This is a genomic window from Methylosoma difficile (assembly GCF_054657615.1).
Map to the genome: position 1 here is coordinate 176,641 of NZ_BAAHYJ010000006.1, position 12,731 is coordinate 189,371.

11 protein-coding genes are annotated in these 12,731 nt (G+C 48.4%); 6 read left to right on the forward strand and 5 right to left on the reverse strand.

Features of this window, described 5'->3' with window-relative positions:
- Positions 1 to 48: 48 nt before the first annotated feature.
- On the forward strand, positions 49 to 1,455 hold the full coding sequence (locus ACYQ1O_RS15735; protein ID WP_459993113.1) for a DegQ family serine endoprotease: 1,407 nt from the start codon (positions 49 to 51) through the stop codon (positions 1,453 to 1,455).
- A gap of 71 nt (positions 1,456 to 1,526) precedes the next feature.
- Here ACYQ1O_RS15735 and ACYQ1O_RS15740 read toward each other — a convergent pair whose 3' ends face one another.
- On the reverse strand, positions 1,527 to 2,804 hold the full coding sequence (locus tag ACYQ1O_RS15740; RefSeq protein ID WP_459993114.1) for an amidohydrolase family protein: 1,278 nt from the start codon (positions 2,802 to 2,804) through the stop codon (positions 1,527 to 1,529).
- A gap of 499 nt (positions 2,805 to 3,303) precedes the next feature.
- Between ACYQ1O_RS15740 and ACYQ1O_RS15745 the strand changes: the two genes are divergently transcribed.
- Genes ACYQ1O_RS15745 through ACYQ1O_RS15765 form a run of 5 tightly spaced genes read left to right on the forward strand, consistent with a single transcriptional unit; the run spans position 3,304 to position 9,289 of the window.
- On the forward strand, positions 3,304 to 3,780 hold the full coding sequence (locus tag ACYQ1O_RS15745) for a formate dehydrogenase subunit gamma (protein WP_459993115.1): 477 nt from the start codon (positions 3,304 to 3,306) through the stop codon (positions 3,778 to 3,780).
- Entirely contained in the window at positions 3,777 to 5,330 is a 1,554-nt protein-coding gene (locus tag ACYQ1O_RS15750) for a formate dehydrogenase beta subunit (RefSeq protein WP_459993116.1), read from the forward strand. The genes ACYQ1O_RS15745 and ACYQ1O_RS15750 overlap by 4 nt, the downstream gene beginning before the upstream one ends.
- A 19-nt stretch (positions 5,331 to 5,349) precedes the next feature.
- The gene (gene fdhF / locus ACYQ1O_RS15755; protein ID WP_459993117.1) at positions 5,350 to 8,199 is read left to right on the forward strand and encodes a formate dehydrogenase subunit alpha; all 2,850 of its coding nucleotides are present in this window, start codon (positions 5,350 to 5,352) and stop codon (positions 8,197 to 8,199) included.
- Positions 8,192 to 9,046, forward strand: coding sequence for a formate dehydrogenase accessory sulfurtransferase FdhD (fdhD, locus tag ACYQ1O_RS15760; RefSeq protein ID WP_459993118.1), 855 nt, complete (start codon positions 8,192 to 8,194; stop codon positions 9,044 to 9,046). Before fdhF ends, fdhD begins: the two co-directional genes overlap by 8 nt.
- A gap of 42 nt (positions 9,047 to 9,088) precedes the next feature.
- Entirely contained in the window at positions 9,089 to 9,289 is a 201-nt protein-coding gene (locus tag ACYQ1O_RS15765; protein ID WP_459993119.1) for a formate dehydrogenase subunit delta, read from the forward strand.
- Positions 9,290 to 9,339: 50 nt separating this feature from the next.
- Here ACYQ1O_RS15765 and ACYQ1O_RS15770 read toward each other — a convergent pair whose 3' ends face one another.
- The 4 genes from ACYQ1O_RS15770 to ACYQ1O_RS15785 form a co-directional block, all read right to left on the reverse strand.
- On the reverse strand, positions 9,340 to 10,683 hold the full coding sequence (locus tag ACYQ1O_RS15770; RefSeq protein WP_459993120.1) for an ATP-binding protein: 1,344 nt from the start codon (positions 10,681 to 10,683) through the stop codon (positions 9,340 to 9,342).
- A 15-nt stretch (positions 10,684 to 10,698) separates the two neighbouring features.
- Positions 10,699 to 11,373: a response regulator transcription factor gene (locus ACYQ1O_RS15775; protein ID WP_459993121.1), complete on the reverse strand. Its 675-nt coding sequence runs from the start codon at positions 11,371 to 11,373 to the stop codon at positions 10,699 to 10,701.
- 17 nt (positions 11,374 to 11,390) lie between these two features.
- Positions 11,391 to 11,636, reverse strand: a complete 246-nt coding sequence (locus ACYQ1O_RS15780; RefSeq protein ID WP_459993122.1) for a PepSY domain-containing protein — start codon at positions 11,634 to 11,636, stop codon at positions 11,391 to 11,393.
- Between the two features lie 119 nt (positions 11,637 to 11,755).
- Complete coding sequence (locus ACYQ1O_RS15785) at positions 11,756 to 12,730, reverse strand: S49 family peptidase (RefSeq protein WP_459993123.1); 975 nt, start codon at positions 12,728 to 12,730, stop codon at positions 11,756 to 11,758.
- Position 12,731: the final 1 nt, after the last annotated feature.

The window sequence follows — 12,731 nt, forward strand, 5'->3', positions numbered from 1 at the left end:
TAGGCTCTCATTGGGCCATAAATCATCAATGAATAAACTGGAGATGTTATGTTTAAAACCCTGAATGGTTGCATTTTTCTAGCCGCCACTCTGTTCATGCAGACAGTAGCCGCGCAATTGCCGGATTTTACCGAAATGGTCAAAGCCAATGGCATTGCCGTGGTTAACATCAGCACCACACAAAAAGCCCAACCCGCCCCCGAAGCCATTAGTAAAGAACAGCAAATGCCTGAAGGCATGACACCCGAAATGGAAGAGCTGTTCAAACGCTTTTTCAACAACCCTGAAGGCGGTGATTTTGGCGGTGGTGAACAACAATCATTGGGATCAGGTTTTGTCATTTCAGCCGACGGCTATGTATTGACCAACCACCATGTCGTTAAAGATGCGGACGAAATTGTCGTTAAATTCTCCGACCGCCGCGAACTGGTCGCCAAGCTGATCGGTTCCGATGCGCGCACTGACGTGGCCTTATTAAAAGTTGCAGCAACGGGCCTGCCATCGGTCAACATCGGCAACCCCAACCAATTGCAAGTGGGCGAATGGGTATTGGCGATTGGCTCACCGTTTGGTTTTGAGCAATCCGTCACTGCCGGCATTGTCAGCGCCAAAGGCCGCAGCCTGCCTGGTGGCAATTATGTACCTTTCATCCAAACTGACGTGGCGATCAACCCTGGCAATTCCGGCGGACCGCTGTTTAATATGGATGGCAAAGTCATCGGCATCAATTCGCAAATTTACAGCCGTACCGGCGGTTTTATGGGCTTGTCATTCGCCATTCCCATGGATGTGGTGATGAATGTGGTTGAACAAATCAAAACCAAAGGCAAAGCTTCGCACGGCTGGTTAGGGGTACAGATCCAAGATGTCACTCGTGAATTGGCGGAATCGTTCGGTATGCAAAAACCGCAAGGCGCCTTGGTTTCCAAAATCATTCCCGGCAGTCCGGCAGAAAAAGCGCAGTTGAAAATTGGCGACGTCATTATCGAATTCAATGGCCAGGTTATCGACAAATCCGGCGATTTGCCGCCTATGGTCGGTGTCACACCCATCAACGACAATGCCACGCTAAAAATCATCCGCCAAGGCGAAACCAAAACCATCGATTTCAAAATTGGCTTGTTGCCGGATCAGGACGAAAAAGTCGCCGAAACCAAACCGGAAGCCAAACCTGACAATAAGTTGGCTTTAAAAGTGACGGACATCAGCGACGATCAACGCGACGCTTTGCAAGTACCCAACGGCGGTGTATTGGTACAAGAAGTCGGCAAAGGCCCCGCCGCCGAAGCAGGCATCCAACGTGGCGATGTGATCCTGCGCATCCAAAACGAAACCATCCGCAATGCCGCCGACTTTAACAAAGTGGCCAAAGGCTTGCCGATTGGCAAATCCATTGCGTTGCTGATCCAACGCCAAGGTAGCCCTGCGTTTTTAGCACTGAAGATCAGCAAGTAGTTGCTGTTACCCACCACGAAAAAAGCCGGCTCTAAATTGCTTTAGAACCGGCTTTATTTTTTTGTGCTGCCCTACTTAAATTTATTGACTACCGGTTGCCCGCTCGACATCACATAATCCGGATACTCCAGTAGTTTAAACTTTTCGAACGGATTGCCTTTGACGGCAATAATATCGGCAGGCGCCCCTGGCGTCAGCGTACCCAGCTTATCAATCCCCAAATGCTTTCCGGCTTTAGACGTTGCCGCTTTAAAGACATTAAGCACGTCCATAAAGTCAATCGATGCGCCGCTCGTCAGCATCAACATCATATGCATTTCTTCACCGTTAACCCCCCAAGGCACGTTGTCATGTCCAATTTCGGAACCGTACAGGATTTGCGCGCAATTGCCCGGAGTGGCACTTTCACAATCGGCAATTTTGGCAGCCAGCTGTGCAGTGTTGGAATGGATGCCTTGGTGTGTGGTTGTGTCCACACAAGATGACAAGGTATCGACGGTCGTCACAAAAGTTAAGCCTGCCGTGTTCGCGGCTTGGCTTAACAGGCTTTCATCAATCGGCGCACAGGGCATATGGGCAAATTCATCCACGCCCGCAGCCAGTGCGCGCTCAAAACCTGTGTTTTCACCGACATGGGCAATCACCCGCCGCGCGGGTCTGCCATTTTGTGGATGATGGGCTTCATCAACGATGGCATCAACAATGTCTTGGGGCAAGATAGCCCAAGGCGTGGCGGGTACAGGATTGCCGCCATGCGACATCATCCATGGCGCCCCCGTTTCCCCACCCGGTTCAAGCGCTATCTTAATAGCCGTAGCACCGCCATCGACCAAGTGCTGGACGACTGTTTGCGCTTCGGTACTGCTAGCGACCGGATAACCAATTTGGTCATAACCGCCCGTACCCCCAAAAATATTTAACGGGTAACCGCTAGGTGCTTGGATAATCGGCCCGACACTCAGCAAACGCAAAGCTGCACGCCCGCTTTCAGGCGCTTGCAACGGACCTCCTGTGTCTTGAACCGTGGTGACACCGTGCCGCAGCACAATATCTTTTCTAACGTTTTGGAAGGTGATATGGGCATGTGATTCGATAAAACCCGGTAAAAGGGTTGCATTGCCCATATCTAGCACTCGGCTGCACAATGCCGCCAAATCTGCTTTTGTACCCAGTTGCACAATTTTTTGGCCTTTCACCAAAACGGCGGTGTTTGTAAGTAAATTCTCACCATCAAAAAGCCGATCCGCAGATAAGACCCGACAATTGACTGCGGCAATTGCCGGAATCATCAATGCTTGGCCTACCAGTACTGCCACGCCTAATTGTTTTAAGTGTTTGTGTAATTTCATTTTATTTCTCATTATTAGCATTCGTCATTAAAGTTACCCGAACCTTGGGCATAACCTCTTACGCACACACAATGCCAAAAATAGAAATATTCTTTTAATTCAACAATCTAAATTTTTAAAAAACTTTGTTTTATTTAAAAAATAAGGGTTTTGCCGACCAGTCTGTGTGAAATCACCTACCTCCCCCTAACACTAGGGCAATTCTTCCCAACCAGACCAATGCTTATGGCGAGCACTTGGGCTGTAGCTAATTTCACAAACATAGCCAATTAATTTACTGTTTCTTGCACAACCCCAAAATTGGGTGTGATCTGGTAACCCAAATACCAGCACACCACTAATTTCCTTAGGAAATTAATAGGGAAATTATCGCCCATGCCTTGATCCTAGCGTTTTTACAGTTAAAAGTTCTTATGTTATCCTTACGTAATATTTCGGTTACATAGCCATTACGGACGATTGCTATCTTCATGCACGGACTTTTCACGGCGAGACACTAATGATAGACACTGGCAATACACAAGCAATTGTGCAAGAAATCACTTCCGCACTCAAAGATAAGCCTGGCGCGCTGCTACCCATTCTCCATGGCGTACAAGACGCAATTGGTTATATCCCGGCAGACAGTGTCCCTGATATTGCTAAGGCGTTGAACTTATCCCGCGCTGAAGTTCACGGCGTCATCAGTTTTTATCATTATTTTCGTGATACTCCACCAGGGCAACATACTATCAACCTATGCCGCGCAGAATCTTGCCAGGCCATGGGCAGCAAAGCCCTTGAAGAACACGCCAAAGCTAAACTAGGTATTGATTTTCACGAAACCACTCCTGATGGCAAATTCACCCTTGAAGCCGTTTATTGTTTAGGCAATTGCGCCTGCTCGCCTGCCATGCAAATCGGGAACGATATTTTTGGACGCGTGTCAACCGATGTGTTCGACTCAACCATCGCAGAATTGGAGAAAACAGCATGAGTTTCGTCGTTTATGTTCCTAACGATTCCAGTGCCGTCTCACTCGGTGCAGACCGTGTCGCTGCAGCAATCGCCTCCGAAGCCAACCATCGTGGCATTGACATTACCTTGATCCGTAACGGCTCGCACGGCATGTTCTGGCTAGAACCCTTGGTCGAAGTGGCTACTGCTGAAGGTCGTATTGGCTACGGCCCCGTACAAGTCAGCGATGTTGCAAGTTTGTTTGACGCCAATTTCTTGCAAGGTGGTACACACGACCTGTCTTTAGGCATTGTTGAAGAAATCCCTTATCTAAAGAAACAACAGCGCCTGACATTTGCCCGCATCGGCAAAACCGATCCGGTCAGCTTGGACGATTACTTGGCCAATGATGGCTATAAAGGCCTTAAAAATGCTTTGGCAATGAGCCAAGCGGACATCGTTAAAAACGTGACCGATTCTGGTTTACGTGGTCGTGGCGGTGCAGCGTTCCCAACAGGTATCAAATGGAACACTGTTTTAAACACACCTTCCGAACAAAAATACATCATCTGTAACGCCGATGAAGGCGACTCCGGCACCTTTTCTGACCGCATGGTGATGGAAGGCGACCCGTTTGTCCTCGTTGAAGGCATGACCATCGCCGGTATCGCCGTTGGCGCAACCCAAGGCTACATCTACCTGCGCGTTGAATATCCCCACGCCCATCTCGCCCTGAACACAGCGATTGCCAAAGCCTACGAAGCCGGCTATTTAGGTAACGACATCCAAGGCAGCGGCAAAGCGTTCCACTTGGAAGTCCGTTTGGGTGCTGGCGCTTATATTTGCGGCGAAGAAACCTCGCTAATGGAAAGTTTGGAAGGCAAACGCGGATTGGTTCGCTTTAAGCCACCTCTTCCCGCCATCAGTGGCTTGTTCGGCAAACCCACAGTCGTCAACAACGTTATCTCTTTAGCCTCAGTCCCCATCATTCTCGACAAAGGCGGCGAATACTACCGCGATTTCGGCATGGGACGCTCACGTGGCACTTTACCTTTGCAATTGGCAGGCAACATCAAACACGGCGGCTTGGTTGAAATGGCCTTTGGCTTGACCTTGCGTGAATTGCTTTACGACTTCGGCGGCGGCTCTGCCACCGGCAGACCGATCAAAGCCGTTCAAGTTGGCGGCCCGCTGGGGGCTTATTTGCCTGAATCGCAATTTGATACCCCTTTAGATTACGAAGCCTTCGCTGCCAATTGGACGGTACTCGGTCACGGTGGTGTCGTCGTTTTTGACGACACAGTTGATATGGCGGAAATGGCGAAATACAGCATGGAATTCTGTGCTATCGAATCTTGCGGCAAATGCACACCTTGCCGTATTGGCTCTACCCGTGGCTATGAAGTGATGGATGAAATTATTAATGGCCGCAATCTCGACAAAAATATTGTCCTGCTGCGCGACCTCTGCAACACCTTACTCAACGGCTCGCTTTGTGCATTAGGCGGCATGACACCCTACCCTGTCCTCAGTGCTTTGAACCATTTCCCAGAAGATTTTGGGATTGCCGACAAAGCAGATGCAGCATAATTGATAAGAGGAAATTCCCATGAGCATGAATAAAGACCCAGATTTTGGTACTCCCGCCAGCACTTCAAGCGAGTCTGTCACACTTGAAATTGATGGCTTTAAAGTCACCGCCCCGGTAGGTACATCGATTATGCGCGCTGCTGCCAGCGTGGGTATCGACATACCCAAACTGTGCGCCACCGACAGCATCAATCCATTCGGCTCATGCCGCCTTTGCGTCGTCCAAATTGAAGGCGGGCGCGGTATGCCTGCATCATGCACCACCCCAGTCGGCGAAGGCCTGAAAGTCACCACCCAAAACCCGCGTTTGGCGGATGTCCGTCGTGGCATTATGGAGCTGTACATTTCAGACCATCCACTGGATTGCTTGACCTGTTCTGCCAATAGCGACTGCGAATTGCAGGATATGGCAGGTGCGGTAGGATTGCGTGAAGTCCGCTATAATCCTGTCGAAACCCATTTGGATGCTGTCAAAGACGAAAGCAATCCGTACTTCACGTTCGACCCCAGCAAATGCATCGTCTGCTCGCGCTGCGTTCGCGCTTGCGAAGAGACCCAAGGTACTTTTGCCTTGACAATTGATGGCCGAGGCTTCGATTCAAAAGTTTCACCCAGCCAAAACCAACCGTTCATGGACTCCGAGTGCGTTTCCTGCGGCGCTTGCGTTCAAGCCTGTCCAACCGCCACTTTGATGGAAAAATCCGTTATCGACCACGGCACACCTGAACATGCAATCGTCACCACTTGCGCTTACTGTGGCGTCGGCTGTTCATTCCGTGCCGAAATGAAAGGCGAACAAGTTATCCGCATGGTTCCGCATAAAGATGGCAAAGCCAACCACGGACATTCTTGCGTCAAAGGCCGTTTCGCCTTTGGTTACGCCACCCATAAAGACCGCATCACCAAACCGATGATCCGCGCCAGCATTAAAGATGCTTGGCAAGAAGTCAGCTGGGAAGAAGCAATCAACCATGCGGCATCTGAATTTAAACGCATCCAAGCCAAATACGGCAAAGATTCCATTGGCGGCATCACCTCTTCACGCTGCACCAACGAAGAAACCTATTTGGTACAAAAGCTGATCCGGGCTGGCTTTGGCAACAACAACGTCGACACCTGTGCCCGCGTTTGCCATTCACCCACGGGTTATGGCTTGAAACAAACCTTTGGTGAATCATCCGGTACCCAAGATTTTGATTCAGTCATGAAAGCTGATGTCATTATGGTCATTGGCGCCAACCCTACCGACGGTCACCCTGTATTTGGTTCAATGATGAAAAAACGCTTACGCCAAGGCGCAAAGCTGATTGTCGTTGACCCGCGCGAAATTGATTTGGTAAAAACACCGCACGTACAAGCGTCACACCATTTGAAATTGCGCCCTAGCACCAACGTTGCTCTTATCAATGCTTTGGCACACGTCGTCGTCACAGAAAACTTGATGGACGAAGCTTTTGCAATCGCACGTTGTGATGTAGCCTCCTTTGAAAAATGGAAAACCTTCATCTCTGAAGATCGCCATTCGCCTGAAAACAGCGAAGCCGTCACTGGCGTACCCGCCGCAGAAGTTAGAGCCGCCGCCAGACTTTATGCCACCGCTAAAAATGGTGCGATTTACTATGGCTTAGGCGTTACCGAACATAGCCAAGGCTCAACCATGGTTATCGGCATTGCCAACTTAGCGATGGCAACCGGCAATTTAGGTCGTGAAGGTGTGGGCGTTAACCCATTGCGTGGTCAAAACAACGTCCAAGGTTCTTGTGACATGGGTTCATTCCCACATGAATACCCTGGCTACCGCCATGTCTCTGATACAGAAACTAGAACATTGTTTGAAAAGGCCTGGCAAGCACAGCTAAGCCCAGAACCAGGCTTGCGCATCCCTAATATGTTTGACTCGGCGATGGATAAAACCTTCATGGGTCTCTACGTAGAGGGCGAAGACATTGCGCAGTCCGACCCAGATATACAACACGTCCACGCAGCTTTACGCTCAATGGAATGTGTGATTGTTCAAGACATGTTCTTGAACGAAACCGCTAAATTTGCGCATGTATTCTTGCCAGGTTCTTCTTTCTTGGAGAAAAATGGCACGTTTACCAACGCAGAACGCCGTATTTCACCGGTCAGAAAAGTCATGACCCCATTAGCGGGCTATGCCGATTGGGAAATTACCCAAATGCTGTCAAACGCAATGGGTTATCCGATGAACTACAGCGATCCATCGGAAATCATGGCAGAAATCGCCAGCTTGACCCCTTCCTTTACGGGTGTCAGCTACGAAAAAATCGACCAATTGGGCAGCGTACAGTGGCCTTGCAACGAAGAAGCGCCAACCGGCACACCTATCATGCACGAACAAGAGTTCATGCGTGACAACGGCAAAGGCTTATTTATGCTAACCGAATTCGTAGCCACCGCTGAACGCACCAGCCAGAAATTCCCGCTGATACTAACCACAGGCCGGATTTTGTCGCAATACAATGTCGGCGCACAAACCCGCCGTACAGCCAACAACCTATGGCACTCGGAAGACCGTTTGGAAATCCATCCGCACGATGCAGAAGACCGTGGTTTACAAACCGATGATTGGGTCGGCATTAAGAGCCGTGCTGGTGAAACGGTTTTACGTGCATTAGTGAGTGAGCGCGTACAGCCAGGCGTGGTTTACACAACATTCCATTTCCCTGAATCGGGTGCGAATGTGATCACTACCGACAACTCGGACTGGGCGACCAACTGCCCTGAATACAAAGTGACCGCAGTGCAAGTCACCAAAGTCAGCCAATCGTCAGAATGGCAACAGGAATACCATAAATTCTCCGAAAACCAATTGGACTTACTGGAACAAGGCATTGCGAATGGCTAACGATGCTGCAATTATGCACTCGTTAGCGGCCGACTTAGGTTGGCCAAGTTACCAGCAAAGCACCGTGGAGCGTTGGCAAGATGGCCAACGCTCCATTCAGCTTGACTATATTGCGGAAGAAGTTCCTGTATCTTTAATTTATAACGGCATGCCTCATGTTGTTATGCTGGCATCTCCCACTAATTTGGAAGAATTTGCGTTGGGGTTTAGCCTAACGGAAGGCATTATTAAAACGCCTCAAGAACTGCTTTCTGCACGTGTTTATAACCGTTCGAACGGCATTGAAGTGCAATTGAAAATTCCAGATGAACGGTTTCAATGTATGGCAGATAAAGGCCGCAATCTAACAGGTCGAACAGGTTGCGGGCTGTGCGGGGCAAGCACATTAAAGCAAGCCATTCGCCAACCCGATCACGTCAGCAGCAGGCTAATTTTAAGCGCAATGGATTTATTTACCGCCTTAAAGGGTCTGCAACAACACCAGAAACTCAACCAACTGACAGGTTCAGTGCATGCTGCCGCTTGGGCAGTACCCGGTAAAGGCATCATCCAATTGCGTGAGGATGTGGGTAGACATAACGCACTGGACAAATTGATTGGATGGCTGATGCGCCATGGTGAAAATTTAAGTGAAGGCTTTATTGTTGTCACCAGCCGGGCCAGCTATGAAATGGTGCAAAAAACCGCCTCCGTTGGCATCAGTTTTTTGGCTGCCATTTCCGCACCGACAGGCTTGGCAATCCGCTTAGCCGATGAAGCCGGTGTCACCTTAATTGGTTTTGCCCGTGGCGACCAGCACGTCGTCTACACCCATCCACAACGTTTGACCCATCCTACTATTCTTTAACTTAATAAAAGCCACATGAACAAAACTGACAGACTCATTAAAATGGCTAATGATATTAGTGATTTTTTTAACGCAGAACCCGACAAAGAACTGGCTGCAGAAGGTGTGACTAAGCATTTGCTGAGAGCATGGGAACCTAGAATGCGTAAGGAAATCATCAGCCACTACCAACAAGGTGGCACAGGCTTAAGCGAATTATCGAAAGCGGCTATTGCCAAGCTTGAGCAACAGGCCGCCGCTTAAATGAATAATAGGTTGGGAATAAGCCCCCAACCAGTTCATACCTTTCTAGCCTACGGCAAGTAGACACTCCAACGCATTCCACCTAAAGCGTGGCTTTTACCGCCTTCAAGTTGTCCACCAAGCAAGCCGACCAATTCATAAACCACGCTCATGCCAATACCATGACCATGGATATTTTCATCAGCGCGTACACCGCGTTTTAAAATCTCATTAAATTTTTCCACTGGAATACCTGGACCATCGTCTTCTATTTCCAACAACAGCGAATAGCTCTTCCTGGCTCTACGCTGGTTTAAGGTCACGGTGACTTTGACTGTTTGCTTACACCACTTTCCGGCGTTATCCATCAAATTGCCTACGATTTCGTAAAAATCACCTTGTTCACAATAAGCCACACTTTGCTCAGGTATGTTTAAATCAAAATTGATGTTTTTTACGCTGTAGACTTTATTCAGGGAAGCGGCAATTTTATGGATAATCAAAGACACATCCAACGCTTTATTGGCTTTATGGTCGCCTTTGGCAGCCGCTTTTTGCAGTTGGTATTCAACGATTTCATTCATTCTGGAAATCTGTTCTTGCACCGTTTCTTGGTTGCCGACAAACGATTCGGCACAACCGCGCAAAATTGCCAAAGGGGTTTTTAGGCTGTGTGCCAAATCCGCCAAATTATTGCGGTAACGTTCAAGATGGGCGCGTTCGCTGCTGATGAAAGCATTCAGATTACCTGCCAAACCTTCCAATTCGGTAGCATATTGCCCATCCAGATAGGATTTTTCGCCATTTTCAATCGCTTCCAAGTCTTGGACGATACTTCGCAACGGCTTTAAACTCCAACGCAAAAGGGCAAATTGAATACCCACCAACATCAGGCCAATAATAATCAGCCAAAACTCTAGGTTTTCTTGGAGCTGCCTCACTTGATAATTGACATATCCGCCATCTTCAGCAACCGAAAATACATATTGGCGCTCCGTTCCCGAAACACTTTGCCACATGACGGCATAATGCAAAACATAGCGGTGATGTTTGTCGAACATAAATTCTGATGTGCCTGGCAACAATTCTGGCGGCTCTATATCATCCAAACCTATTGCAGAAGGCGAGCGCCACAACAATTTGTTTTTGTTGCCGCGAACAAAACCGTACAAACCCGAACCCGGATTGGCGAAACGGGGCTCATGAAAGCTTTCGGGCATTTTCAGGTCGCCGGCATTATTCATTTCGGCAACTGACAGTAAAGAGTAAATTTGAATTTGCAGGCGCTCCCTAAGCGATTGCTCTGCACTACTTAAAAAACTTTGTTCCAGCGCAAGAGACGCCAAGGCAAAAAAGGCAGCCAAGACTAAGCCTTCAGTGGCTAAAAGACGGAAACTTAAGGATTTATAACGCACAGATGACCAATCGGCTTAGTCGTCAGCAGCAATACGGTAGCCACGCCCGCGCAAGGTTTCGATGGGCTTCCGGCTTCCATCCGGGTCTAGCTTCTTTCTTAAGCGCCCAATAAACACTTCAATGACATTACTGTCCCGATCAAAATCTTCGTCATAAATATGCGCGGTCAATACGGATTTGGAAATCAGTTCACCTTTTCGGAACATCAAATATTCCAAGACTTTATATTCATAAGCGGTCAAATCAAGCTTTTCGCCGGACACAAACACTTCTTGTGCAACGGTGTCCAACTCAATATTTCCGTGCGTTAAAACCGGATGTGCCTGCCCTGCCGAGCGCCGTATCAAGGCATTGATCCTGGCGATCAATTCCTCATAATGGAAAGGCTTGACCAAATAATCATCGGCACCTGCCTCTAATCCTTCCACTTTTTCTTGCCAACGGCTTCGTGCAGTTAAAATCAGGATGGGGACAACCACCTTGTTTTTGCGCAGACGTTTAATCAACTCGATACCCGAAAAGTCAGGCAATCCCAAATCAATGACCGCCGCATCAATCGGGTACTCTTTTGCCATATAAAAGCCATCCGCACCTGTATGGGCGGTATCGACAGCAAAACCTTTGTCGGACAAAAAGTGTTGGATTTGGCTACAAAGGGTGACTTCGTCTTCAACAATAAGGATGCGCATGAGTATATTGGGTAAGCTTAGTTAAGCAGTTCGCCGGTTTCGGCATCGATTTGGATATAGCGGATAAGCCCTTCGGGTGTCAGCACTTTTATCAGGTAGATCGTTTTATTATCAATCTCTTCTGTATGAGCCGCCAACACCCGATAGCCTTTTTCTATAACTTGTTTGGTCGCTTGGTCTAAGCTAATAGGGCCAACATCGTTAGCCAAACCATTATGGCTTAGGATCAAAGCAAGTATTGCTGCTTTTATGGAACGCTTCATCGGTTATCCGAAAAATCAAGCAGGGTTTAAGAGCATATCTTCTACCGTTATCCAAAACCCAAGCTTTTGAAAATATGAGCCTACTAGCTTAAAGTCCAAGCCTGAATACCGACTGAATCCTACCTGAATGCTGGCTGATGGACCACGCTGGTAAAAGCCTGTCCGAACGATGCGCCCAATTTGCCGGCCAGCTTATCTATTAGGGCTTCTTGGCGAGTATAATCGACCAATTTTTCCGCCCCTATAATGTCTTTGGCGACTTGGTCTTCGTTGGCAAAAGCATCCGCCACACCCAACTTAACGCCAGCTTCACCCGTCCAGACCAAACCGGAAAAAGTGTCAGGGCTTTCTTTCAACCGGTCGCCACGCCCGTCTTTAACAGCCTTAATGAATTGCTGATGGACTTCATTAAGCAAGCCTTTCATATAGTCGGTTTCATCTTGCTTAGGGGGCGAGAACGGATCCAGCATGGCTTTATGCGCGCCCGCGGTTAACAAACGCCGCTCGACGCCTAACTTTTGCATGACATCAACAAAGCCAAAACCATCCATTAAGACACCGATGGAACCAATCAAACTGGCAGGATTGACAAAAATTTTGTCGCTGGCGGAAGCAATGTAATAACAACCCGAGGCGCAAATATCACTGACAACCGTAAAAATCGGCAATGTGGGGTGTTCTTTTTTGATCTTACGGATTTCTTCGTAAACATAAGCCGATTGCACAGGGCTGCCACCCGGCGAGTTGGCGTGCAGGATAATGCCTTTGGTGGTGTCATCCTTAACGGCTTCGCGCAGGCTTTTGATGATGTCGGTGGCATTGGCGGGCTTGTCTTCAGCAATCGGGCCGACGATATCAATGACAGCGGTATGCAGTTGACTATCAACGCCCATGTCTTTTTTTATCTTTGGATAAAAAGCCATGCCAAAAACAACCAGCAAATAGACAAACATCAGGCATTTGAAAAAGATGCCCCAACGCCTGGCTTTGGTTTGTTCATTGATGGCAGCCATTGCCAATTTTTCGATGATCTCGCGTTCCCAGCCGTCGGCTTTAGGGTCGCTTGGGTTTTGATGGTCTTGTGAATTTTGCATA

Excerpts from the sequence above, each read along its gene's own strand:
- ACYQ1O_RS15765 (WP_459993119.1), top strand. The coding sequence starts at position 9,089 with ATGGCTAATGATATTAGTGATTTTTTTAACGCAGAACCCGACAAAGAA.
- ACYQ1O_RS15735 (WP_459993113.1), top strand. The coding sequence starts at position 49 with ATGTTTAAAACCCTGAATGGTTGCATTTTTCTAGCCGCCACTCTGTTC.
- ACYQ1O_RS15745 (WP_459993115.1), top strand. The coding sequence starts at position 3,304 with ATGATAGACACTGGCAATACACAAGCAATTGTGCAAGAAATCACTTCC.
- ACYQ1O_RS15775 (WP_459993121.1), bottom strand. The coding sequence starts at position 11,373 with ATGCGCATCCTTATTGTTGAAGACGAAGTCACCCTTTGTAGCCAAATC.
- ACYQ1O_RS15740 (WP_459993114.1), bottom strand. The coding sequence starts at position 2,804 with ATGAAATTACACAAACACTTAAAACAATTAGGCGTGGCAGTACTGGTA.
- fdhF (WP_459993117.1), top strand. The coding sequence starts at position 5,350 with ATGAGCATGAATAAAGACCCAGATTTTGGTACTCCCGCCAGCACTTCA.
- ACYQ1O_RS15750 (WP_459993116.1), top strand. The coding sequence starts at position 3,777 with ATGAGTTTCGTCGTTTATGTTCCTAACGATTCCAGTGCCGTCTCACTC.
- ACYQ1O_RS15785 (WP_459993123.1), bottom strand. The coding sequence starts at position 12,730 with ATGCAAAATTCACAAGACCATCAAAACCCAAGCGACCCTAAAGCCGAC.
- ACYQ1O_RS15780 (WP_459993122.1), bottom strand. The coding sequence starts at position 11,636 with ATGAAGCGTTCCATAAAAGCAGCAATACTTGCTTTGATCCTAAGCCAT.
- fdhD (WP_459993118.1), top strand. The coding sequence starts at position 8,192 with ATGGCTAACGATGCTGCAATTATGCACTCGTTAGCGGCCGACTTAGGT.